The organism is Pseudomonas sp. S36, assembly GCF_016647875.1.
GTDB classification, from domain to species: Bacteria; Pseudomonadota; Gammaproteobacteria; order Pseudomonadales; family Pseudomonadaceae; genus Aquipseudomonas; species Aquipseudomonas parafulva.
In genome coordinates, this window is sequence record NZ_JACVVG010000001.1 from 236,814 (window position 1) to 259,497 (window position 22,684).

At 63.4% G+C, this 22,684-nt stretch carries 19 protein-coding genes and 1 pseudogene; 12 read left to right on the forward strand and 8 right to left on the reverse strand.

The features are described from left to right. Window positions 1-37 precede the first annotated feature (37 nt). From IAE36_RS00975 to IAE36_RS00995, 5 genes are all read left to right on the forward strand, one after another. Window positions 38-847, forward strand: coding sequence for a gamma-glutamyl-gamma-aminobutyrate hydrolase family protein (locus IAE36_RS00975; RefSeq protein WP_028633816.1), 810 nt, complete (start codon window positions 38-40; stop codon window positions 845-847). A 282-nt stretch (window positions 848-1,129) separates the two neighbouring features. Continuing rightward, window positions 1,130-2,041, forward strand: coding sequence for a 5-dehydro-4-deoxyglucarate dehydratase (kdgD, locus tag IAE36_RS00980; RefSeq protein ID WP_201209740.1), 912 nt, complete (start codon window positions 1,130-1,132; stop codon window positions 2,039-2,041). Between the two features lie 101 nt (window positions 2,042-2,142). Continuing rightward, window positions 2,143-3,507 (forward strand): MFS transporter, encoded by a 1,365-nt coding sequence (locus IAE36_RS00985; protein ID WP_028633814.1) that lies wholly within the window; start codon window positions 2,143-2,145, stop codon window positions 3,505-3,507. A 78-nt stretch (window positions 3,508-3,585) separates the two neighbouring features. Then, entirely contained in the window at window positions 3,586-5,139 is a 1,554-nt protein-coding gene (garD, locus tag IAE36_RS00990; RefSeq protein ID WP_201209742.1) for a galactarate dehydratase, read from the forward strand. 23 nt (window positions 5,140-5,162) lie between these two features. Next, entirely contained in the window at window positions 5,163-6,749 is a 1,587-nt protein-coding gene (locus tag IAE36_RS00995) for an aldehyde dehydrogenase (NADP(+)) (protein WP_201209744.1), read from the forward strand. Between the two features lie 101 nt (window positions 6,750-6,850). Here the strand turns inward: IAE36_RS00995 and IAE36_RS01000 are convergent, their stop codons facing one another. Next, window positions 6,851-7,600: a FadR/GntR family transcriptional regulator gene (locus IAE36_RS01000; protein ID WP_201165579.1), complete on the reverse strand. Its 750-nt coding sequence runs from the start codon at window positions 7,598-7,600 to the stop codon at window positions 6,851-6,853. Between the two features lie 143 nt (window positions 7,601-7,743). On the opposite strand from IAE36_RS01000, the pseudogene IAE36_RS01005 reads away from it, so the two are divergent. Together IAE36_RS01005 and IAE36_RS01010 are read left to right on the forward strand one after the other, a co-directional pair. Then, window positions 7,744-8,396, forward strand: a pseudogene (locus tag IAE36_RS01005) (DUF998 domain-containing protein). A 40-nt stretch (window positions 8,397-8,436) separates the two neighbouring features. After that, on the forward strand, window positions 8,437-8,766 hold the full coding sequence (locus IAE36_RS01010) for a hypothetical protein (RefSeq protein WP_201209746.1): 330 nt from the start codon (window positions 8,437-8,439) through the stop codon (window positions 8,764-8,766). Between the two features lie 111 nt (window positions 8,767-8,877). Here IAE36_RS01010 and IAE36_RS01015 read toward each other — a convergent pair whose 3' ends face one another. Next, a complete protein-coding gene (locus IAE36_RS01015; RefSeq protein ID WP_201209747.1) occupies window positions 8,878-10,092 on the reverse strand; it encodes a YeeE/YedE family protein in 1,215 nt (404 codons plus the stop codon). A 147-nt stretch (window positions 10,093-10,239) separates the two neighbouring features. Here IAE36_RS01015 and IAE36_RS01020 point away from each other — a divergent pair, with 147 nt between their 5' ends. Continuing rightward, window positions 10,240-11,148, forward strand: a complete 909-nt coding sequence (locus IAE36_RS01020) for a LysR family transcriptional regulator (protein ID WP_201209748.1) — start codon at window positions 10,240-10,242, stop codon at window positions 11,146-11,148. Here the strand turns inward: IAE36_RS01020 and IAE36_RS01025 are convergent, their stop codons facing one another. The 4 genes from IAE36_RS01025 to IAE36_RS01040 form a co-directional block, all read right to left on the reverse strand. After that, a complete protein-coding gene (locus tag IAE36_RS01025; RefSeq protein ID WP_201209749.1) occupies window positions 11,149-11,667 on the reverse strand; it encodes a DMT family transporter in 519 nt (172 codons plus the stop codon). A gap of 192 nt (window positions 11,668-11,859) precedes the next feature. Continuing rightward, entirely contained in the window at window positions 11,860-13,149 is a 1,290-nt protein-coding gene (locus IAE36_RS01030) for a PQQ-dependent sugar dehydrogenase (RefSeq protein ID WP_060481133.1), read from the reverse strand. Then, entirely contained in the window at window positions 13,146-13,574 is a 429-nt protein-coding gene (locus IAE36_RS01035) for a DUF2231 domain-containing protein (RefSeq protein ID WP_201209750.1), read from the reverse strand. Before IAE36_RS01035 ends, IAE36_RS01030 begins: the two co-directional genes overlap by 4 nt. A 196-nt stretch (window positions 13,575-13,770) precedes the next feature. Next, window positions 13,771-15,957 carry an OsmC domain/YcaO domain-containing protein gene (locus IAE36_RS01040; protein ID WP_201209751.1) on the reverse strand — a complete coding sequence of 729 codons (2,187 nt, stop codon included), beginning with the start codon at window positions 15,955-15,957 and terminating at the stop codon, window positions 13,771-13,773. A gap of 264 nt (window positions 15,958-16,221) precedes the next feature. Between IAE36_RS01040 and IAE36_RS01045 the strand changes: the two genes are divergently transcribed. From IAE36_RS01045 to IAE36_RS01055, 3 genes are read left to right on the forward strand one after another with little or no spacing between them, the layout of a single operon-like run. Then, window positions 16,222-16,677 (forward strand): (2Fe-2S)-binding protein, encoded by a 456-nt coding sequence (locus tag IAE36_RS01045; protein ID WP_201165567.1) that lies wholly within the window; start codon window positions 16,222-16,224, stop codon window positions 16,675-16,677. Next, window positions 16,677-18,908 carry a xanthine dehydrogenase family protein molybdopterin-binding subunit gene (locus tag IAE36_RS01050; protein WP_201209752.1) on the forward strand — a complete coding sequence of 744 codons (2,232 nt, stop codon included), beginning with the start codon at window positions 16,677-16,679 and terminating at the stop codon, window positions 18,906-18,908. The genes IAE36_RS01045 and IAE36_RS01050 overlap by 1 nt, the downstream gene beginning before the upstream one ends. Before the next feature lie 17 nt (window positions 18,909-18,925). Then, window positions 18,926-20,269, forward strand: a complete 1,344-nt coding sequence (locus tag IAE36_RS01055; RefSeq protein ID WP_201209753.1) for a c-type cytochrome — start codon at window positions 18,926-18,928, stop codon at window positions 20,267-20,269. Between the two features lie 15 nt (window positions 20,270-20,284). Here the strand turns inward: IAE36_RS01055 and IAE36_RS01060 are convergent, their stop codons facing one another. Next, a complete protein-coding gene (locus tag IAE36_RS01060) occupies window positions 20,285-21,073 on the reverse strand; it encodes a substrate-binding periplasmic protein (RefSeq protein WP_201209755.1) in 789 nt (262 codons plus the stop codon). Window positions 21,074-21,159: 86 nt separating this feature from the next. Then, a complete protein-coding gene (locus tag IAE36_RS01065; protein WP_028633799.1) occupies window positions 21,160-21,477 on the reverse strand; it encodes a hypothetical protein in 318 nt (105 codons plus the stop codon). Window positions 21,478-21,855: 378 nt separating this feature from the next. Between IAE36_RS01065 and IAE36_RS01070 the strand changes: the two genes are divergently transcribed. After that, entirely contained in the window at window positions 21,856-22,506 is a 651-nt protein-coding gene (locus IAE36_RS01070; protein WP_201209757.1) for a TIGR04211 family SH3 domain-containing protein, read from the forward strand. Window positions 22,507-22,684 lie beyond the last annotated feature (178 nt).

The window sequence follows — 22,684 nt, forward strand, 5'->3', positions numbered from 1 at the left end:
ACAACAACGACAGGTTCAGCCTGTCCCAAGGTGACATATGTCCAACAGCAACATTGGCAACAAGCAACCCTCCCTGCGCAAGCCCGTCGTCCTGATGACCATGGGTACCCAAGAGCGCAAAGGCCATGACTACCAGGTCATGACCCATAAATACATCACCCCGCTGGTCGAGTTTGCAGGCTGCGTCCCTGTGCTGGTACCTACCTGCTGCGGTACCGATGCCCTGGATACCTACCTGGACATGGCCGACGGCGTCTACCTGACTGGCGCAGGCAGCAACATCGACCCGGCGCTGTATGGCCAGCAGAACGAAACCCCGGGCAAAGGCCAGGACCCGAACCGTGACCTGTTCGATATCCCCCTGGTCAAAGCCGCCATCAAGCGCGGGCTGCCCATCTTCGGCATCTGCCGTGGCATGCAGGAAATCAACGTCGCCCTGGGTGGGGACATCTACCAGAAGGTGTACGCAGAACCCGGTTTCAACGATCACCGGGAAAACCCGGAAGACCCGGTTGAAGTGCAATACGCCCAGGTACACGGGGTGAAGATTCAGCCAGGCAGCTGGCTGCAGCACACCTTGGGCACCGATGAAATTCGCGTGAACTCTCTGCACGGCCAGGGCCTGCGCAATTTGGGTGAGGGTATAGAGGCCATTGCCCAGGCTGAAGACGGCCTGGTGGAGGCCATCCATGCACCGAGCCTGTCGCCCTTCCTGTTCGCCGTGCAATGGCACCCGGAATGGCAGGCGGCGAAAAACCCTGATTCGATCAAGATCTTCCAGGCGTTCGGTGATGCATGCCGCGCCCAGGTACGCAAAGCACAAGGCAAGCGTCAGCAGGCTGCCTGAGTACTTGCATCCTGCTCGGACATGACCAAGGGGCGGCGCAATGCCGCCCCTTTCATTTGATTCTCTGCCACGCTGATAGACATACGATCACCTGACCACAGGTGAAGCCGCGTGATCCAGTTACTCCCATCCATCCCGCGCAGATTCACCGAGCGTTCTAAAAGACGCGCGCTCCCCGCCTCAGAAAATCTAAACGAAGGACTGGTCATCGCTTATGTTGTACGATAACTTACCTCTCACAAACAGCACCCCTTTCACCCAAGCGTCTGGATGCCAATAACAATGAACCCACAAGAACTGAAATCCATCCTCTCCCACGGCTTGCTCTCCTTCCCAGTCACCGACTTCAACGCCAGTGGCGACTTCAACCAGGCCGGCTATGTCAAGCGCCTGGAATGGCTGGCCCCGTATGGCGCCAGCGCGCTGTTCGCCGCGGGTGGTACTGGGGAATTCTTCTCCCTGGCGGCCAGTGAATACAGCCAGGTCATCAAAACTGCCGTGGACACCTGCGCCACGTCGGTACCTATTCTGGCTGGCGTGGGTGGTGCCACCCGCCAGGCCATCGAATACGCACAGGAAGCCGAGCGCCTGGGGGCCAAGGGCCTGCTGCTGCTGCCGCATTACCTCACCGAGGCCAGCCAGGATGGGGTAGCCGCCCATGTTGAAGCCGTGTGCAAATCGGTCAACATCGGCGTGGTGGTCTATAACCGCAACGTCTGCCGCCTCAATGCCACACTGCTCGAGCAACTGGCCGAGCGTTGCCCCAACCTGATCGGTTACAAGGACGGCCTGGGTGATATCGAGTTGATGGTGTCGATTCGCCGTCGCCTGGGTGAGCGTTTCAGCTACCTCGGCGGCCTGCCGACCGCTGAAGTGTACGCCGCAGCCTACAAGGCGCTGGGCGTACCGGTTTATTCATCGGCGGTGTTCAACTTCATCCCCAAAACTGCGATGGACTTCTACCACGCCATCGCCCGCGAAGATCACGCCACCGTGGCTAGGCTGATCGACGACTTCTTCCTGCCTTACCTGGACATCCGCAACCGCAAGGCCGGCTATGCCGTGAGCATCGTCAAGGCAGGCGCCCGTATTGCCGGTTACGACGCAGGCCCGGTGCGTACACCGCTGACCGACCTGAGCGCCGACGAGTATGAAATGCTGGCAGCCTTGATGGACAAGATGGGACCACAGTAACCCCGTTAGCGGCCTGCCAGCGCCGCACCCGGAGCGAGCACGCCCCGCTCCGGCTACATCTCAATACCCCGCACAACAATAACTAGTGGGAGTACAACCGCATGCAAGCGACGAAGAAGACGCATGTGCGCTACCTGATCCTGTTCATGCTGTTTCTGGTGACCACGATCAATTACGCAGACCGCGCCACCATTGCCATCGCAGGCTCCAGCCTGCAGAAAGACCTCGGCATCGACGCCGTCACCCTGGGTTATATTTTCTCCGCATTCGGCTGGGCCTACGTGGCCGGGCAGATCCCGGGGGGATGGTTACTGGACCGCTTCGGCTCGAAGAACGTCTATGCCTTCAGCATCTTCACCTGGTCACTGTTTACCCTGCTGCAGGGGTTTGTCGGCGGCTTGCCAGTGGCCTGGGCCGTTGTCACCCTGTTCACCCTGCGCTTTCTGGTCGGTTTTGCCGAGGCGCCGTCGTTTCCGGGCAATGCGCGGATCGTCGCGGCCTGGTTCCCGACCCAGGAACGAGGCACCGCCTCGGCGATCTTCAACTCGGCGCAGTATTTTGCCACTGCACTGTTCGCGCCGTTGATGGGCTGGATCGTATTCAGTTTCGGCTGGGAGCACGTGTTCGTGGTCATGGGTGCCCTGGGTATCGTGTTCTCCATGGTGTGGCTCAAGACCATCTACAACCCGCGCCAGCACCCGCGTATCAGCCCTGCCGAACTGGAGCACATCGAGCAGAACGGCGGCCTGGTGGACATGGACCAGAAGCGTGGCAATGACGGGCCTAAATGGGGTTACGTAAAGCAACTGCTCACCAGCCGCATGCTGCTGGGCGTGTACCTGGGCCAGTACTGCATCAACGCCATCACTTACTTCTTCCTGACCTGGTTCCCGGTGTACCTGGTGCAGGAGCGCGGCATGACCATTCTGAAGGCGGGCTTCATCGCGTCGTTACCGGCTATCTGCGGCTTCATTGGCGGGGTACTGGGCGGGGTAATCTCGGACTGGCTGTTGCGCCGCGGCAACTCGCTCACCTTCTCACGCAAATTGCCCATCGTCTGTGGCCTGCTGCTGTCGACCACCATGGTGTTCTGCAACTACGTTGACGCCGAATGGATGGTGGTGGGCTTCATGACCCTCGCCTTCTTCGGCAAAGGCATTGGTGCACTGGGCTGGGCGGTGGTGGCCGACACCTCGCCCAAGCAGATCGCCGGGCTGTCTGGCGGGCTGTTCAACACGTTTGGCAACATCGCTTCGATCACCACCCCCATCGTCATCGGCTACATCATCAGCGCCACCGGTTCGTTCAAGTGGGCACTGGTGTACGTGGGGGCCAATGCACTGGTGGCGGTATTCAGCTACCTGGTGATCGTCGGCCCCATCAAGCGCATCGAGCTGCGCGAAGACCCACCCAAGCCACGCCCAGAGCCTGCGGCCAATCCGCAACTGGCCAGCCCGCCGCACTGAGTGAACACGCCCGGGCCGGCCAATGCCGGCGCGGGCGGATGTACAAAAGCCTGAGAACCTGAACAGTAGGGCCCGAACATGCAGCTGATCGAACACTCCGAATCGCCCCGCTACGTGCGCCTGCACGACGACGACAATGTCGTGGTGGTGGTCAACGACGGTGGCCTGGGCGAAGGCGCACGCTTTGCCGATGGCCTGACCCTGGTCGAAGCCGTGCCGCAGAGCCACAAGGTGGCCACCGTGCCGATTGCCCGGGGCGACGCGGTGAGGCGCTATGGCCAGGTCATTGGCTATGCACTGGAGGACCTGCGCCAGGGTAGCTGGGTGCAGGAAAGCCAGCTGGCCATGCCGGCTGCGCCCGAGCTGGCCAGCCTGCCCCGCTGCGACGCCGTACCCCAGCCGCAACCGCCCCTGGATGGCTATACCTTCGAAGGCTACCGCAACGCCGACGGCACGGTCGGTACCCGTAACATCCTTGGCATCACCACCACCGTGCAGTGCGTCACCGGGGTGCTGGAGCATGCGGTGAAGCGTATCCGCGACGAGTTGCTGCCCCGCTACCCCAATGTGGACGACGTGGTCGCCCTCACCCACAGCTACGGCTGCGGCGTGGCGATCAATGCCCGCGATGCCTACATCCCTATCCGCACGGTGCGTAACCTTGCACGCAACCCCAACCTTGGTGGCGAAGCGCTGGTCATCAGCCTGGGGTGTGAAAAGCTCCAGGCCGGGCAGGTGATGCACGACAACGACCCTTCCGTCGACCTGAGCGAGCCCTGGCTGTACCGCCTGCAGGACGCAAGCCTGGGCTTCAGCGAAATGATCGAGCAGATCATGGCGCTGGCCGAAACCCGCCTGAAAAAACTCGACCAACGCCGGCGCCAGGCTGTACCGGCCAGTGAGTTGATTCTGGGCATGCAGTGCGGTGGCAGTGATGCATTCTCGGGCATCACCGCCAACCCGGCGCTAGGCTACGCGGCAGACCTGCTGGTACGGGCCGGCGCGACCGTGCTGTTTTCGGAGGTGACCGAGGTACGTGACGCGATCTACATGCTGACTTCCCGGGCCCAAGACCCTGAGGTTGCCGATGCCCTGGTGCGCGAAATGGACTGGTACGACCGCTACCTGCAACAAGGGGCAGCCGACCGCAGCGCCAACACCACACCGGGCAACAAGAAGGGTGGCTTGTCGAATATCGTCGAGAAAGCACTCGGCTCGATCGTCAAGTCTGGCAGCGGCGCGATCCAGGGGGTGCTCGGCCCCGGTGAGCGCGTCAATGGTAAGGGCCTGATCTTCTGCGCCACCCCAGCCAGCGACTTTGTTTGCGGCACCCTGCAACTGGCTGCCGGCATGAACCTGCATGTGTTCACCACAGGCCGCGGCACGCCCTATGGCCTGGCCATGGCGCCGGTGGTGAAGGTGTGCACCCGCACCGAGCTGGCGCAGCGCTGGCCGGACCTGATCGACATCGACGCCGGGCGCATCGCCACGGGTCGCAGCAGCATCGAAGCGCTGGGCTGGGAGCTGTTCCACTACTACCTGGACGTCGCCAGCGGGCGCAAGCGCACCTGGGCTGAACAGCACCGCCTGCACAACGACATCACCCTGTTCAACCCCGCACCCATTACCTGACCCTTCCCCTCTAGGAGTTCCAGATGCCGGACATTCTTGGCCACAACTTCATCGCCGGGCAGCGCAGCGCCCCCGGCCTACAGCGCCTGCAGAGCCTGGACGCCACAACGGGCGAGCCCCTGCCCTACAGCTTTGCCCAAGCCACGGACGCCGAGGTGGACCAGGCGGCCAAGGCCGCACAGGCCGCATTCGTAACGTTCCGCCAGCTGGCGCCTGCCCGCCGCGCCGAATTTCTCGACGCCATCGCCGCAGAGCTGGACGCGCTGGATGACGCCTTCGTCACCATCGTGTGCCGTGAAACGGCGTTACCACCTGCCCGCATCCAGGGCGAACGGAGCCGCACCAGCGGGCAGATGCGCCTGTTTGCCCAGGTGCTGCGCCGGGGTGACTTTCTCGGCGCGCGTATCGACCTGGCCCTGCCAGATCGCCAGCCACTGCCGCGCGTGGACCTGCGGCAGATGCGCATCGGCGTAGGCCCTGTAGCCGTGTTCGGCGCCAGCAACTTCCCGCTGGCATTCTCTACCGCAGGGGGTGACACGGCCGCTGCGCTCGCGGCAGGCTGCCCTGTGGTGTTCAAGGCGCACAGCGGCCATATGGCCACTGCCGACCTGGTCGGCTGCGCCATTGAGCGCGCGGCGGCCCGCACCGGTATGCCCAAGGGCGTGTTCAACATGGTGTTCGGGGCTGGCGTGGGTGAACCGCTGGTCAAGCACCCCGCCATTCAGGCGGTGGGCTTCACCGGCTCGCTCAAGGGTGGCGATGCCCTGTGCCGCATGGCCGCCGAACGCCCGCAACCGATCCCGGTGTTTGCCGAGATGTCCAGCATCAACCCGGTGATCATCCTGCCAGGTGCGCTGGCCAAGCGTGGCGAAGCCATTGCGCGCGAGCTGGCCGGGTCGGTGTGCATGGGGGCTGGGCAGTTCTGTACCAACCCGGGGTTGGTGATAGGCCTGCAATCGCCTGCCTACAGCCAGCTGCTTGCGGACCTTGGCGGCCACCTTCAGCAACAGGCCGGCCAGACCATGCTCAATGCCGGGGGCTTGCGCAGTTACGTCAGTGGCCTGGAACACCTTCACGCCCATGCCGGTATCGAACACCTGGCCGGCCAGCCGCAGGCGGGCAACCAGGCGCGGGCGCAGTTGTTCAGGGCCGAAGCCGGCCTGCTGGTGGAGGCAGACCCGCTGCTGCAGGAAGAAGTGTTCGGCCCGACGACGGTGGCGGTAGAGGCGCGTGACAATGAGCAGTTGCGCAGTGCCCTGCACGGCCTGCGGGGTCAGTTGACCGCGACGTTGATCGGCGAGCCAGAGGATTTTGCCGCGTTTGCCTGGCTGGTGCCGCTACTTGAGGAAAAGGTCGGGCGCATTCTGGTCAACGGCTACCCCACCGGCGTCGAAGTCTGCGACGCCATGGTGCACGGTGGGCCATACCCGGCCACCTCGGATGCCCGGGGTACGTCTGTGGGGACCTTGGCAATCGACCGGTTCCTGCGGCCGGTGTGTTACCAGAACTACCCGCAGGCGCTGCTGCCCGAGGCGCTGCGTGACGACAACCCGCTGGGGTTGCGTCGGCTGGTGAATGGGGAGTGGTGTGAGGGAGGCCTTGAGCAGTAGGTGAGGCTGACGGGGGATGGCGGGTGAAATTGCGCCGCGCGGGCGGCGCTCGATCTCACCGACGCTGCACCCCTAAAGGCGAACACATCGCAGCCCCCCACTCACCCCTCGTTCCCTTGCACCCGTTCATGCACCTGGCGCAGCCGCTCACGGCTGTTGCTCAGGTGCATGCGCATCGCCATCTTCGCCCCCTCGCTGTCCTGCCGCGCAATCGCTTCATAGATCGCCTCGTGCTCATGCATCAACCGGCTCATGTAATGGGGCTGGTCATCGTGAGCCAGGCGCGCTGAGTTCAGGCGCGTGCGCGGGATGATGCTGGTGCCCAGGTGGTGAATGATGTCGGCAAAATAGTGGTTGCCGCTGGCCTGGGCGATGCGCAGGTGGAACTGGAAGTCCGCTGACACCGCATCCAGGGCATGGGCCGCGCCCTCATTCAGCTCGTCCAGCGCCGCACGCATGCCGGCCAATTGCTCGTCACTGCGCCGCTGCGCTGCCAGGCTGGCCGACTCCACTTCCAGGGCAATACGCAACTCCAGCACTGCCAGCACCTCGCGCAGTGTGACCACCGTGGCCGGGTCGATACGCAAGCCCGCGGCAGGCGAGGCGTCCAGCACGAAGGTGCCGATACCATGACGGGTCTCGACCTGGCCGGCAGCCTGCAGGCGCGAGATAGCTTCACGCACGACGGTGCGGCTTACGCCCTCCTCGGCCATGATCTGCGACTCGGTCGGTAACTTATCCCCGCGCTTCAGCTGGCCACTGCGGATGCGCTCGGTCAATACCGTGACCAGTTCCTGCGCCAGGCTACGCGGCTTGCGCCGGGCGCGTGCCTGTGGCTGTTGCTCTGACATGCCCTGTACTTCACCTTGAATGACAGCCGCCATGATAGCGCAGGCAGTTGTACGATCACATACGCCTGACACGCTATCGGCGCTGGCACTTTACCTGCGCATTTTGCTAGGGTCCCAGGTTTCCACGGACGGACGTGTACTGCATGAAACTGCTCGATCGATCACTGCTCACCTGCGGCCTGCTCATCCCGTTTTGGCTGGCCATCGGCGTATGGCTGACCGCCAAGGCGTACCCCGGGTACAGCCACCTGCAAATGGCCATGAGCCAGCTGGGCGCAACCGGGGCGCCCACCCAGCAGTGGTCACCTTTGCTTAACAACTTCCCATTGGGCGTACTGTTCATGTTGTTCGCCTGGGGCCTGGCGCGACGCTGGCAGCATTCGAAACTGGCGCTGCTGAGCGCCGCATTGGTATTGCTGCACGGCCTGGGCAGTTTCGGCACGGGGCTGTTCCCCTGCGACCAAGGCTGCACGCCTGTACAGCCGTCCACGCGCAACAACTGCATAACCTCTCCGGGCTGATGATGTTCGTCACCCTGACGCTGGCTAGCGCGCTCTGGGCCTGGCTAGGCATGCGCTTGGCAGGCTCGCGCACCCTCGCCTGGTTCTCACTGGCATGCACCGTGCTGGCAGTTTTCACTGTCGTTTTAATGGGCCAGGCCGCTCAGCAGGGTGAGCTGCTCGGGCTGTATCAGCGGCTCAACTATGGTGTGGCGGTGCTCTGGGTGGCGGGCATGGCAAGCGCCGGCCTGAGCGTAACTGAGGGCAAAGTGCTGGCCCCTGTACGAATTATCTGAAGGCAAACTTCTTTTCTCTTCAGATGCTTAGGACAGCAACATGCGAGTATTTCTAGCAATGGCGGCAGGGTGCCTGTTGGCCTCAGCTACCGTGGGCGCGCAGGCTCGGCCGTTGACCCAGAATGATCGCCACACCTGCAAATGGGGCGCGCAGATTGCAGCCGAGGCGCAGAAGGCGAAGCTGTCAGGGGTAACGCTGTATGCCTCGCGCAAAAAGCTGCAGGTGCGCAGGTTCGCCAAGCCCTGGATGCGCATGACCGCCTTCGGGATTACGGAGCAGACGTTCAACAGCCGCTCCAGGCTCAAGCCTGCGGCCATCGGGCAAACCTACTATGAGCAGTGCGTGCAGCATGCTGTTGCCAGAAAATAACTTCCTAATCATAGGGTTATGGCTAGAAGTTATTGCCGATTATCATTTTAGGAATCAGCGTTGAGCGCTGCCTTGGGGCGCCCATCGGTCGCCCCGCGCATTGATAATCTTTCAGCAGCCGGTCAGCGTTACCGGGCGGCGTTCCCCGGCGAAAAAAATCGGGCGAAGGCGCACGCCAATCACGTTCCCCAGGTAAGCGGCGACCAGCCAGAGCCAGCCGTGCAGGCTACCCGAGGCAATGCCGCTGAAGTAGGCGCCGATGTTGCAGCCATAGGCCAGCCGCGAACCGTAGCCGAGCAACAGCCCGCCGATCACTGCCGCTACCAGTGAAGGCAATGGGATTTTCAGGCTAGGTGCGAACCGCCCCGCCAGCCCTGCTGCCAGCAGTGCCCCCAGCACGATGCCCAGGTCCATGACCGTGGTGATGTCCTGCCACAGTGGGGAGGCCAGGGCCTTGGCGTTGGCAGGCGCTTGCCAGAACACCCAGGTACCCACCTGCACGCCTGCCGCGTCCAGTACCTTGGCCCCCCACAGGGCGAAGGCAGATGTAATACCCCAGGGCCGGCCTGCAAACGCCAGCGTGGCATAGTTGAGCAGCGCCAGGGCAATGGCGCCCCACAGCAAAGGCCACGGGCCTCGCAGGAATCGGCGCAAGCCTTCATGCTCGCTGGGCATGGGCTTTTCAAGCGCACCGTGCCGGCGTTTTTCCAGCACCACCGTGGCCCATGCAATCAGCGCAAACACGGCCACGCTCACCACCAGGGCGGGCGCGAGCCCCCAGGCCTGCACGATCGACGTGGCCGGGAACGATGGCAGGGCGAACCACCAATCCGCGTGGTGGGTAGCGGTCACCGAACCGATGATGAAGAACAGCAAGGTGACCAGCATGCGCGCGTTGCCACCGCCTACGGTGAACAGTGTGCCAGAGGCACAGCCGCCGCCGAGCTGCATGCCAATACCGAAAATGAACGCCCCGAACACGACCGAAACGCCCGCAGGCGCTACCAGCCCATTGACGGGGTTGCCAAACAGGGTGCCGGCCGACAGTGCAGGGAAGAACAGCACCACGGCGAGGGCCAGCATGACCATCTGTGCCCGCAAGCCTGCACCACGGCGTTCATTGATGAACACCCGCCACGCTGAGGTAAAGCCAAAGGCGGCGTGGTACAAGGTCAGGCCCAGGGCAGCGCCAACGAGCAGCAACAGTACTTGCTTGAACCCAGCGTTCAAATCAAGGAACCAGGCACCGGCTACCAGCAGCCCGAGCGCAACAAGGGGTGCGCCCAGGCGGCGCGGTTCAGGTAAAGCGGTTGCAGAAAGACCCATCGAAATACTCGGATAACAGTCAAACGGCCGGTGAGTATACCTTCAAGCGGCCGACAGGTCGCGGCCGCAGTGGCGTAGCGCTACCCCCGCAACCCGTATTTGTTAAGCTGATGGCCGCCACCTTCACAGCTGATGGCTATTCGCCCCATGGATGAACTTCGCAGAATCGACCTCAACCTGCTGCTGGCCTTGCACGCCCTGCTGAGCGAAAAGCATGTGACGCGCGCAGCCCTGCGCCTGCACCGCAGCCAACCGGCAGTCAGCCACGCCCTCGCCCAACTGCGCAAACACTTCAATGACCCGCTGCTGATACGCCAGCAGGGCAAGATGGTGCTCACGTCCCTGGCGCAGACCCTTGAACAACCGCTGGAAGACGCCTTGGGCAGCCTGAACGGCCTGTTGGCCGCCCCGCATTTCGACCCGGCGCTGGCCCAGCGCCGCTTTCGGCTGTCGTTATCGGACTACGCCTCGCGCATCATCCTCCCGCCGCTGGTACGCCATGTGCGTCGCGTTGCCCCTGGGGTCGACCTGGCCATCAGCCAGGCCAGCCGCGAAACGATGCTTGCCCAGTTGCTGGACGGCGAACTGGACCTGGCACTCGGGCTGTTCCCGGAATTGCCTCAAACGATCACGGCCCAGGCGTTGTTCCAGGATACCTTCGTCAGCGTGGCAGACCGGCGCGTGCTGCCACCCTCAGGTCGCCTCACACTGAATGACTGGTTGACGCGCCCTCATGTGCTGTTGGCCATGCGCCCGGACGCTTTCGATGAGATCGAGCGCACCCTGGCCGAACAGGGTTTGCGGCGGCGCATTGCCCTGGCCTTGCCGCACTGGAGTGCAGCAGTGGAGGTATTGACGGGCACCGATTTGGTGTTGACTGTGGCCCAGCGTGCCGTGGGGTGCCTGCAACAGCAACCGTACCTGCAGGCGTTCCCCCCGCCCCTGAACATCGCGTGCTTCGACTACCAGCAGGCGTGGCACACACGCAAGAACAACGACCCGGGCCACCGCTGGCTGCGCGAAAGCGTGTGGGCCTGCAGCCAGCCTGGCGCCTGATCAGCCATTGGGCTGTTTGATCACCGTGTCGGTTTTGGGGAGTGGATCTGTGGCCCAGCCACTCTGCACCAACCACACACCGCCCAGAATCAGCAGCAAGCCGGCTACCCGCCCCCAGCCAAGCGGCCTTCCGGCCAGCCCCATCCACCCGAAATGGTCGGCCACCACGGCCATCACCATTTGCCCCGCAACCACCAGCACCAGAAAGCCTGCCGCCCCTAATTTGGGCGTCAGCGCTGCTGCACCGGCCACGTACAAGGCACCCAGCACGCCACCGATCCATAGCCACCAAGGCCCCTGCAGTGCCCTGCCTACCTCTGGCGCCGGCACGCGCAAGATCAACAGTGTCGCAATCACTACGATGCCGCTGACGGTGAGCGACGCGAACGCCCCCCACAACCAATGGCCCAGTGCGCGGCCTGCAGCGGCGTTACCGGCCGCCTGAAACGGCAGCATGGCGCCTGCAAGCACTGCAAGGGCTACCGGCACTGCCACCATGAGCATGGTTTTACTGAACATGACCTTCCTCCATCATCAAACACGTGACGACAGGATGGGGTCATCGATGGGGCTTATGGAAATCGAAACCATGCACGGCTTGCATTCGCCATTTGAATACTGGCCATCATTTGAAGTGGCATGGATCACACTCAGAACGTTGCATGCCATGGGCAAACCATGGGCATGCAACAAAGGCAATGACTGGCCGTATCAGTTACGCGTTACCCGCCATACGGTGTTGGCCAGATCGTCAGCGATGATCAACGCCCCCCGCGGGTCCACGGTCACACCCACTGGCCGCCCGCGAGTCTTGCCATCTTCGCCGCGGAAGCCAGTGGCGAAGTCGATCGGCTCGCCCGCCGGCTTGCCATTGCTGAACGGCACAAAGATCACTTTGTAGCCCACAGGGTTCGGGCGGTTCCAGCTGCCGTGCTCGCCGACGAACACGCCATCGGTGAAGCCTTCACCCATGGCGGCTGTGGAGAAGTCGACCCCAAGGGCTGCCACGTGCGAGCCCAGGCTGTAGTCCGGCTTGATGGCTGCGGCAACTTTGGCAGGGTTCTGCGGCCGCACCCGGTCGTCTACATTCTGCCCCCAGTAGCTGTAGGGCCAGCCATAGAAACCGCCTTCGCGCACCGAAGTCAGGTAGTCCGGCACCAGGTCGGGGCCCAGTTCGTCACGCTCGTTAACCACAGTCCACAGCTGGCCGGTGCCTGGCTGGATGGTCAGCGCCGTCGGGTTGCGCAGGCCGGTAGCGTACGGGCGGTGGGCACCGGTCTGGGCATCCACCTGCCAGACCATGGCGCGGTCGATTTCAACCTCAAGGCCGCGTTCGGTGATGTTGCTGTTAGAGCCGATGCCCACATACAGGTAACGCCCGTCTGGGCTGGCGGTGAGTGCCTTGGTCCAGTGGTGGTTGATCTCGGCGGGCAGGTCGGTGACCTTGGCAGGTGCGCCCTCGGCCTTGGTCTGGCCGTCCTTGTAGTCAAAGCTCACCAGCGCATCCTGGTTGGCCACGTAGACCTTGCCGTTGGCAAAAGCCAGGCCATAAGGGGCGTTGAGGTTTTCGGCAAACACTGTCTGCATTTCATAACGCCCGTCACCATCGGCATCGCGCAGCAGCGTCAGGCGGTTGCCACCCTTGACCTGGGTATTGCCTTTGGCCTTGATCTGGCTGGCGATCACGTCCTTGGGCTTGAGCTTGGCTGCGCTACCGCCCCGCCCTTCAGCGACCAGGATGTCGCCATTGGGCAGCACCAGGGTTTGCCGCGGGATCTTCAGGTCGGTGGCGATTGCCGTCACGCTGAAGCCGTCTGGCACGGTCGGCTTCTGCTGGCCCCACGCAACCGGCTGAGCGATCTTCATGCTCGGCAGCAAGCCGCGCTGGGGTTCAGGCAGTTTTGGGTCCGGGCCATGGGCCTGGGTGGGCTCGCCATCGCCGCCACAAGCGGCCAGCAGCAGCGAAAAGGACAACAGGCTCAGTGCATGTAGACGTTTCATGCTTCACCTCGCGCGCGCAGGTTGCTCAACCCGAGAAAGGCCGCCGCCACGGCAAGCACGGTCACGATCACCGACAGTACCAAGCCCGACGGCATCACGGCCCAGGCATCCTTGGCATGCTCGAACGCATTGACCAAGCCCAGCGCCCAGGTCACCAGCAACAACACGAAATACAGGGTCGGCCGACCGGCTTTCTGCCGCGCCCGCACCAGGTTGACCAAGGCGAACAGCAACGCCAGCCCGCAGAACACCAGGCCACCGGCGATAAGCCAGGCGGCGAAATTGCTCCACTGGATCTGGTAGCTGTTGTAGTAGGCGATGTCGCTCAGCATGGCGCCAAGGAACAACGGCACGCTGCCTGCCAACAGCAGCGCGTGCAGCGGGCCGGGCCTGCAGCGGTAGAGGGTTTGATCGGTTACGGTCACGGTGCCTCCTTTTCATTCGGTGACCCAGCTCTGACGGGCAAAAGCCCACAGGGGCGCGCAAGGTGCGCTAAACCAATGAGCACCCTGGAGCGGTGATAGTTCACCGCTTCAACCGTTTGAAACATCCTGCAAGAGATTTGCAGCCAATGACCCTCGGCCACGCGGGGCCTGCCCCGCCGCGCGTGGCCTCACACCCTCAGGCCATGCGGGCCCGCGCTGCGTGCAGTTTCTTGTAGCTGTCGAGCAGCCGCAGGTGGCGGTCCAGGCCTTCGAGCTTCATGCTGGTCGGGGTCAGGCCGTGGAAGCGTACGCTGCCGTCGACAGACCCCAGTACCGCGTCCATGCGCGCGTCGCCGAACATGCGCCGGAAGTTGGTTTCGAAGTCGGGCATTTCCAGGTCGTCGTCCAGCATCACCTCCAGCACCACGTTCAGCGCCTGGTAAAACAGGCCCCGCTCGACGGTGTTGTCGTTGAACTGCAAGAACGCCTCGACCAGCTCCTTGGCATCCTCGAAGCGTTGCACAGCCAGGCAGATAAGCAATTTGAGCTCGAGAATGGTCAGCTGGCCCCACACCGTGTTGTCATCGAACTCCACGCCGATCAGCGTGGTGATGGTGGTGTAGTCATCCACGTCACAGTTGTCCAGGCGCTTGAGCAACAGCTTCAGCGAGCGGTTGTCGAGGCTGTGCAGGTTGAGGATGTCGGCGCGGAAGCTCAGGGCGCGGTTGGTGTTGTCCCAGATCAGGTCTTCCACCGGGTAGATTTCCGAGTACCCAGGCACCAGGATGCGGCAGGCGGTGGCACCGAGGTTATCGTACACCGCGATGTACACCTCCTTGCCCAGGTCGGCCAGGATGCCGAACAGGGTGGCGGCTTCCTGGGCGTTGCAATCCTCGCCCTGGCCCGAGAAGTCCCACTCGACGAATTCGAAGTCGGCCTTGCTGCTGAAGAAGCGCCAGGACACCACACCGCTGGAATCGATGAAGTGTTCGACGAAGTTGTTCGGCTCGGTCAGCGCGTGGCTTTCGAAGGTCGGCTGCGGCAGGTCATTGAGGCCCTCGAAGCTGCGGCCCTGCAGCAGCTCGGTAAGGCTGCGTTCCAGCGCCACCTCCATACTCGGGTGTGCACCGAACGAGGCGAATACGCCCCCTGTGCGCGGGTTCATGAGGGTCACGCACATCACCGGGAACTCACCCCCGAGCGAGGCATCCTTGACCAGCACCGGGAAGCCCTGCTCCTCCAGCCCCTGGATGCCAGCCACGATGCCGGGGTAACGGGCCAGCACCTCTGCCGGCACATCCGGCAGGCACAGCTCGCCTTCGAGGATCTCGCGCTTCACGGCCCGTTCGAAGATTTCCGACAGGCACTGCACCTGGGCTTCAGCCAGGGTATTGCCTGCGCTCATGCCGTTGCTCAGGAACAGGTTTTCGATCAGGTTGGACGGGAAGTACACCACCTGTTCATCGGACTGGCGCACGAATGGCAGTGAGCAGATGCCCCGCGCCGTGTTACCTGAGTTGGTGTCGTACAGGTGCGAGCCGCGCAGCTCGCCATCGGGGTTGTAGATGGCCAGGCAGTTTTCGTCGAGGATTTCCCCTGGCAGCGCGTCACGCGGGCCGGGCTTGAACCACTGCTCGTTCGGGTAATGCACAAACGGCGCATTGGCGATGTCTTCGCCCCAGAACTGGTCGTTGTAGAAGAAGTTGCAATTCAGGCGCTCGATGAACTCGCCCAGGGCCGAGGCCAGGGCGGCCTCCTTGGTGGCGCCCTTGCCGTTGGTGAAGCACATCGGCGACTGCGCGTCACGCACGTGCAGCGACCAGACGTTGGGCACGATATTGCGCCACGAGGCGATTTCGATCTTCATGCCCAAGCCCGCCAGAATGCCGGACATATTGGCGATGGTCTGTTCCAGCGGCAGGTCCTTGCCGGGGATACGGGTGCTGGTCTGCGCCACCGGCATCAACAGCCCCTGGGCGTCGGCATCCAGGTTGTCCACCACCTCGATAACGAACTCGGGGCCGGTTTGCACCACCTTCTTCACCGTGCAGCGGTCGATGGAACGCAGGATGCCCTGGCGGTCTTTCTCGGAGATGTCTTCGGGCAACTCGACCTGAATCTTGAAGACCTGGTTGTAGCGGTTTTCAGGGTCGACGATGTTGTTCTGCGACAGCCGAATGTTCTCGGTCGGAATATCGCGGGCCTGGCAGTACAGCTTGACGAAGTACGCGGCGCACAGGGCTGAGGACGCCAGGAAGTAATCAAACGGCCCCGGCGCCGAGCCGTCTCCCTTGTAGCGGATCGGTTGGTCGGCAATCACCGTGAAGTCGTCGAACTTGGCTTCGAGGCGCAGATTGTCGAGAAAATTGACCTTGATTTCCATGCGGGTTTACCGTGATTTAAACGTGCAGAACAGAATTGCCCGGCATTATCCGGGTTTTCGCCGGGGAAATCCTCCCCGGTACCCGCTGCGCCGCGTCAGGCGGTCTGCGCTTGCGTATTCCGGGGGAATGCTTGCCTGATCCTCTGGACCTGCCTGTTGCACGGATGGCCGGTCGACATGATGTGCTAGCGTTTGCGGACGGGGGCAACGTACCCCCGGTGTATCTCAAAACAGCGACAGCAACCGATGATGGGCAGGTGAACCATGGAATTACGCATCAACGGCGCGGCCTATCAGGTCGAAGCGCAAGCCGACACGCCCCTGCTGTGGGTGCTCAGGGACGACCTGGGCCTCACCGGCACCAAATATGGCTGTGGCCTGGCCCAGTGCGGGGCCTGCTCGGTGCTGGTCGACGGTGTGGTGGTGCGCGCATGCGTCACGCCAGTGGCGGGCGTGGAGGGCCGCGAAGTGTCCACCATCGAGGCGATCGAGGACGACCCTGTCGGCAAGAAGGTTGTCGCTGCGTGGGTTGAGCACCAGGTGGCCCAATGCGGGTACTGCCAGTCAGGGCAGGTGATGGCGGCAACCGCCCTGCTCAAGCACACCCCTAACCCCAGTAATGAGCAGATCGATGCGGCCATGGTCAACCTGTGCCGCTGCGGCACCTACAACGCCATCCATGCGGCGATGCACGCGCTGGCGCAAGGGGGGAAAGCCTGATGGATACGCTCCCTGAGCTGGCCAAATTGCAGGCTGGCGAAACCGTGAACCTGTCACGCCGGCGTTTTCTTGCCGGTACTGCGGTGGGTGCACTGGTGCTCGGCTTTGGCCTGCCACTTGGCATCCCTCGCGTGCAGGCAGCCACCCATGCCGAGCGTGGTACCCAGGTGCCCGCGTTTCTGGAGATTCGCCCTGACGGCACGGTGCGCCTGCTGAGCCCGTTCATGGAAGGCGGCCAGGGGCCGTTCACCGCCATGGCGCAGATCGTTGGCGAAGAGCTCGACGTCGACCCCGCCAACTTCGTGGTCGAGAGCGCGCCGCCTGGTGAGGCCTATGTGGTGATGGAGAACGGCATGCGCATCACAGGTGGGAGCATGTCGGTGCGCATGAGCTACCCGACCATGCGCCGACTTGGCGCCCTCGCCCGCGCCATGCTGCTGCAGGCGGGCGCCGAGAAGCTGGGTGTGCCGTTGGCAGAGCTGTCCACTACCCCGGGTACTGTAGTACATACCACGTCCGGACGATCCATACCCTACGGCGAACTGGCCGGGCGGGCCATGGACCTACCGGTACCCGACCCCACCACCCTGAAGCTCCGCGACCCGGCCACGTTCCGCTGGATCGGCAAGCCTGTCATGCGCCTGGATGCCCGTGACAAGTCCACCGGCAAGGCCATGTACTGCATCGATATCACCGTCGAGAACATGCTGCACGCCGCTGTCCAGCACGCACCGCGCCTGGGCATGACCGTTGGCGGCCTGCGCAACGAGGCCGAGGTCAAGGCCATGCACGGCGTGCACTCGGTGCATCAACTGCCAGGGGCCGTGGCGGTGGTCGCCCAGCGCTGGTGGCACGCCAAGCGGGCCGTGGAGGCCCTGCAGGTGGACTGGCAGGAAGCGGCGGCTGGCGCCACCGTGCGCGCGATGCCTGCGGACTTTTCCAGCGACCACTGGGTAGAGCACTTGGGCGCGACGCAAGGCCCGGCCCGGGATGAAGAGCAGGCGGGCGATTTCGCAGCTACCCTCGGCAGCGCACCAACCAAGGTAGAAGCCAGCTACCACAACCAGTACCTTAACCACGCCCAGTTGGAGCCCCCCTCTGCCTTGGCCCGCTTCAACCCGGACGGCACCCTGGAAGTCTGGTTGCCGAACCAGGCGCCCGACATGTTCCGCGACGACATTGCCAAACGCACGGGCCTGGACGCTAGCCAGATCACTCTGCACTCGCCCCTGCTGGGCGGCTTCTTTGGCCGCCATTTTCTGTATGAGTCCGCCAACCCTTACCCGCAAGCCATCGCGCTGGCCAAAGCGGTCGGCCAGCCAGTGAAACTGATCTGGAGCCGGGAAGAAGAGTTTCTGCGCGACGTGCTGCGCCCGGTTGCTGCCGTGAAATTCCGTGCCGCACTGGATGCCGACGGTATGCCCATAGCCCTGGAGGCGGTCAGCGCTACCGAAGGCCCGACCGAGGCACTGGCGGGCAAACAGGGCGAGAAGATCGATCCCACGGCGCTTGAGGGGCTGTCGGGCAAGGCCTATGCGATCGCGCACAAACGCATCGCCCAGGTCTACGTGAAGGGGCCGGCGATGCTCGGTTACTGGCGGTCGGTGGGCAATTCGCTGAACGACTTCTTCTACGAGTCCTTTCTGGACGAGCTGGCCGACAAAGGTGGCAAGGACCCGTTTGAACTGCGCCTGCACCTGCTGCGTGACAACCCGCGGCTGACCCACCTGCTGCAAGCCGTGGGCGAGTTGTCTGGCGGCTGGAAGCGCGGGCCGTTCACCGCCGAGGACGGCAGCCGACGGGCGCGGGGCGTGGCCATGGCGTCGCCGTTCGGTTCCGAAGCTGCGGTGATCGCCGAAGTGTCGATCGAGAATGGCCAGGTGAAGGTGCATGACATCTGGCAGGCCATCGACCCTGGCAGCATCGTCAACCCAGCCATCATCGAGCATCAGGTCAATGGCGCCGTGGCGCTGGGCCTTTCACAAACGCTGGTGGAAGAAGCTGTGTATGTGGACGGCATGCCCCGGGCGCGCAATTACGACCTTTACCCGATCCTGCCGCCGTCGCGCATGGCACGGGTGCATGTGCGCATCATCGAGAGCGGCGCGAAGATGGGTGGCATCGGCGAGCCCCCCTTGCCAGCGGTGGCGCCTGCCGTGGCGAACGCGGTTGCCCAGCTCACCGGCAAACGGGTGCGTAGCCTGCCCATGAGCCGCCATACCTTCAGCTGACCGACAAGGACGCCGCGATGACACGTCGTATGAAAACAACCCTTGGCTGGTTGCTGCTGCCCTGTGCAGTGGCCGCGGGCCTGGTGACGTGGTACGTCACCCGTGAGCCGGCCTCGCCTTTTGAACGTACACAGGCAGCCATCGATGACCCGGCCCTGGTAAGCCGAGGCGAATACGTGGCGCGCCTTGGCGACTGCGTGGCCTGCCACAGCCTGCCAGGGCAAAAGCCCTTTGCCGGCGGGCTGGAAATGGCGACGCCATTGGGCGCCATCCATGCCACCAACATCACCCCCGACGCGGACACCGGCATTGGCAGCTACAGCCTGGCGGACTTCGACCGCGCCGTGCGCCAGGGGGTGGCACCGGGTGGGCGACGGCTGTACCCGGCCATGCCCTACCCGTCCTACGCCAAGCTCAGCGATGAAGACGTCAAGGCCTTGTATGCGTTCTTCATGCGCAGCGTGCAACCGGCACGCCAGCCCAACCAGGCCAGTAGTATCCCGTGGCCGCTGAACATGCGCTGGCCCATCGCCCTGTGGAACGGCCTGTTCGCTGCCACCGAGCCTTACGCCGACAAACCCGGGCAGGATGCGCTCTGGAACCGGGGTGCCTACATTGTGCAGGGCCCCGGCCACTGCGGCAGCTGCCACACACCCCGCGGGCTGGCGTTCAATGAGAAGGCGCTGGATGACAGCGGCGCACCGTTCCTGGCGGGGGCGCTGCTAGACGGCTGGTATGCGCCAAGCCTGCGCGCCGATCACAACACAGGCCTTGGCCGCTGGAGCGAGGCCGATGTGGTGCAGTTTCTGAAAACGGGGCGTAACCGTCATGCCGTGGTATTCGGCTCCATGACCGAGGCGTTCAACAACTCCACGCAGTTCATGACCGATCAGGACCTGTCAGCCATCGCTCGTTACCTCAAGTCGCTACCGGGCGACCCCGCACGCGATGGGACGCCCTGGCAGTATCAGGATGAGCCTGGTGTCGCCCAGCTCGATCGGCCTGGGGCGCACACTTACGTGACCCGCTGCGCTTCCTGCCACGGCATGGACGGCAAGGGCCAGGGCGAATGGATGCCACCGTTGGCCGGCGCTACCTCGGCCTTGGCCAAGGAGAACGCTTCAGCCATCAACATCACCCTGAACGGTTCACAGCGCGTGGTGGCTGCGGGCATGCCGGACGCCTACCGGATGCCGGCGTTCAGGGCACAGTTGAGCGATCAGGAGGTTGCCGCGGTACTGAGCTTTGTGCGCAGTGCCTGGGGTAACCATGGCCCGGCGGTGGAGCCGGCGGCGGTGGCGAAGCTGCGGGACCATACCGACCCGGCCAGCAGCAGCCCGATCATCCTGCAGATGCGGTAGCGAGGCTGCGCTGCCTCATTCCTGCCGTCGCTGCAGGTTCTGCCTCAACAGTTGATCAGGCAGTGCTCCCGCGGTGACCGCCTTCATCTCGCGAGTGAGCGCCTCGATCAACGCGGGTTGATTGCAAGGTGAGGCGCGCGACATCGCCAGGTAAAGCCCCTCGCTGGATACAGGCGGCTGCAGCACCAGCAGCTCGCCTTCAATACCCAGCGTGCGGGCCAACGCCATTCCGGGGTATTGCTCGTACACCACGTAATCACTGCGTTTGTGCACCAGCTTTTCAAATGCTTGCCTGGCGGTAGGCACGGCTTCGAGGGTGAGATATCGCCGGGCGTAGTCATCGAACTGCTGGCCGTGGCTGTTGTTCACCAGCGTGCCGCCTTTGCGCCCCCTCAGGTCGGCCCATTGCCGGTAATCAAAGGTGCCCTCCCGGCGCACCCAGACCACGCTCGGCGTATGGAGGAAGGGGGGCAGCACGAAATCCATCTGCTGCTCACGTGCATCGGTGATGAAATAACCGGCCAACAGGTCGATCCTGCCAGTGCGCACCTCTTCCTGGGCGCGGGACCACGGCCCGCCATACACCACATCGATCTCAAGGCCCAGGCGCTCGGCCAGGTGCTTGACCAGATCGGCATTGGCGCCGATCAGTTGCTGCGGGTTGGCAGGGTCGCGCCATAGATAAGGGGGGTATTCAGGGTTACCGGTGGCGGTCAGTCGCTGGCATCGCTCGGCCGGCACGACCAAGCCTGGCAGTAATGCCAGGCAAGACAGAAGCAGCATGACGCGGCGAACGCAACGCATGGCCTTCTACCCTCTTCGCTATCTAGGGGGAGCAATTACCGGGCGCGTGAAGCAGCAAAAGCGGCAGGGCCTGGGCGATGCGCGGCTCAGCCCGACAGCTCGGCCCGGGCGCGCTCCGCAGCGCGCTGGAACACCTGGTTGACCTCTTCTGCCTTGGCCTGGGTTACCGACCTGGCAGCCAGTAATTCCTCGACCACGCGCTGGCTCTGCTGCAGCGCCGTGGCCAATTGCTCAGTATCGGAAGCGTCCGCGATATCACCCAGATAGGGAGCGATGAGGTACACGTAACGGTCCTGCAGCTTCAGCGCCTCCAGGGCGTCGAGGGCGGACTGGAACCGGTCGGCAGCATCTGGGCTCATGCTCAGTTTATCGAAATGAATCAGGCTCACACGGTCAGTGGCCATCTAGACGAATCTCCGTTTCCTGGTACAACCCGGGCCGCTGCAAGCAACGTGTCCACGCTGCTCGGTGTTGCAGGCCCAGGTGATGCCGTTCAGGTTAACAGAACGTGACAAAGAAAGGGTCATCCTGCCACCAACTAAAATGACAGTGAGATCCTGCAAGGGATGCCACACGTCTCAAACGGGACTTGAACGAGTCGCTGCCCTGACAATCGTGTGGAAGTCGGCCCCGCCACACATCGCAACATGCTGTAGATATTTCCGTACCCAGTCGCTGAACCAGCTTACAAAAAAAAGGTCTTTGGCTGACGGTCAACCCACCGACCGGTTCACCGGCCCCGTCCCCGGCCTACTTTTGTCCTGTTTCAGCGAAGACTCAAAATGCCCGATTCCCGCCCAACTGCCTACGCCCTCACTGCCCTGCGCAGTGGCCTGTTCGCCGCCACGGTGGCCCTTGCCGTGCCGGCGCATGCCGAAGAGCCTGCCAGCGATGCTCGCTGGGTGAGCGACAGCCTGAGCACCTATGTGCGCAGCGGCCCGACAGACGGTCACCGTATCGTCGGCACCCTCAAGTCTGGCCAGAAACTGACCTTGCTCAGCACCCAGGGTAACTACAGCCAAGTGCGCGGGCAGAACGGCGACGTGGTGTGGATCCTGTCCAGCGACTTGCAGTCGGTACCTGGCCAGGGCGACCGCTTGCCGCAGCTGGATGCGCAGGTTGCGGAGCTTACGGGGCAACTGAAGACCATCGACGACAGCTGGAAAAACCGCGTCCAGGGCATGCAGGAAACCCTCGATTCGCGCAAGCAGCTGGTGGCCGAGCTCGAAGCGCGCAACAAGTCGCTGAGCGAGGAGCTCGACCAGAGCCAGTCGACCTTGCGTGATACGCAGGCAAGGTTGGGCGACGAGAACAAACAGGTGATGATGCGCTACATGGTGTACGGCGGCAGCATCGCCGGTGCCGGCCTGTTGGCGGGCCTGATCCTCCCCGCCCTCACCCGTGGACGCAAGAAGAACGATCGCTGGTTCTGAGGCGAGGCTGGCGAGCCGTGTGCGCTGGTAAGTGGTAACCCCTTCCACCGAACGCCCCGTTGCCGTTGATCTTGATCTGCTCTTGATCTGCTTTTGATCTGGCTCTTGATCTGGCTTTTGATCTTGAGCGACTTCAGGAGGCCGAACGAAGGACTTGCGGAGGGAGGTGACGGGCATG

Excerpts from the sequence above, each read along its gene's own strand:
- IAE36_RS00975 (WP_028633816.1), top strand. The coding sequence starts at position 38 with ATGTCCAACAGCAACATTGGCAACAAGCAACCCTCCCTGCGCAAGCCC.
- kdgD (WP_201209740.1), top strand. The coding sequence starts at position 1,130 with ATGAACCCACAAGAACTGAAATCCATCCTCTCCCACGGCTTGCTCTCC.
- IAE36_RS00985 (WP_028633814.1), top strand. The coding sequence starts at position 2,143 with ATGCAAGCGACGAAGAAGACGCATGTGCGCTACCTGATCCTGTTCATG.
- garD (WP_201209742.1), top strand. The coding sequence starts at position 3,586 with ATGCAGCTGATCGAACACTCCGAATCGCCCCGCTACGTGCGCCTGCAC.
- IAE36_RS00995 (WP_201209744.1), top strand. The coding sequence starts at position 5,163 with ATGCCGGACATTCTTGGCCACAACTTCATCGCCGGGCAGCGCAGCGCC.
- IAE36_RS01000 (WP_201165579.1), bottom strand. The coding sequence starts at position 7,600 with ATGTCAGAGCAACAGCCACAGGCACGCGCCCGGCGCAAGCCGCGTAGC.
- IAE36_RS01010 (WP_201209746.1), top strand. The coding sequence starts at position 8,437 with ATGCGAGTATTTCTAGCAATGGCGGCAGGGTGCCTGTTGGCCTCAGCT.
- IAE36_RS01015 (WP_201209747.1), bottom strand. The coding sequence starts at position 10,092 with ATGGGTCTTTCTGCAACCGCTTTACCTGAACCGCGCCGCCTGGGCGCA.
- IAE36_RS01020 (WP_201209748.1), top strand. The coding sequence starts at position 10,240 with ATGGATGAACTTCGCAGAATCGACCTCAACCTGCTGCTGGCCTTGCAC.
- IAE36_RS01025 (WP_201209749.1), bottom strand. The coding sequence starts at position 11,667 with ATGTTCAGTAAAACCATGCTCATGGTGGCAGTGCCGGTAGCCCTTGCA.
- IAE36_RS01030 (WP_060481133.1), bottom strand. The coding sequence starts at position 13,149 with ATGAAACGTCTACATGCACTGAGCCTGTTGTCCTTTTCGCTGCTGCTG.
- IAE36_RS01040 (WP_201209751.1), bottom strand. The coding sequence starts at position 15,957 with ATGGAAATCAAGGTCAATTTTCTCGACAATCTGCGCCTCGAAGCCAAG.
- IAE36_RS01045 (WP_201165567.1), top strand. The coding sequence starts at position 16,222 with ATGGAATTACGCATCAACGGCGCGGCCTATCAGGTCGAAGCGCAAGCC.
- IAE36_RS01050 (WP_201209752.1), top strand. The coding sequence starts at position 16,677 with ATGGATACGCTCCCTGAGCTGGCCAAATTGCAGGCTGGCGAAACCGTG.
- IAE36_RS01055 (WP_201209753.1), top strand. The coding sequence starts at position 18,926 with ATGACACGTCGTATGAAAACAACCCTTGGCTGGTTGCTGCTGCCCTGT.
- IAE36_RS01060 (WP_201209755.1), bottom strand. The coding sequence starts at position 21,073 with ATGCGTTGCGTTCGCCGCGTCATGCTGCTTCTGTCTTGCCTGGCATTA.
- IAE36_RS01065 (WP_028633799.1), bottom strand. The coding sequence starts at position 21,477 with ATGGCCACTGACCGTGTGAGCCTGATTCATTTCGATAAACTGAGCATG.
- IAE36_RS01070 (WP_201209757.1), top strand. The coding sequence starts at position 21,856 with ATGCCCGATTCCCGCCCAACTGCCTACGCCCTCACTGCCCTGCGCAGT.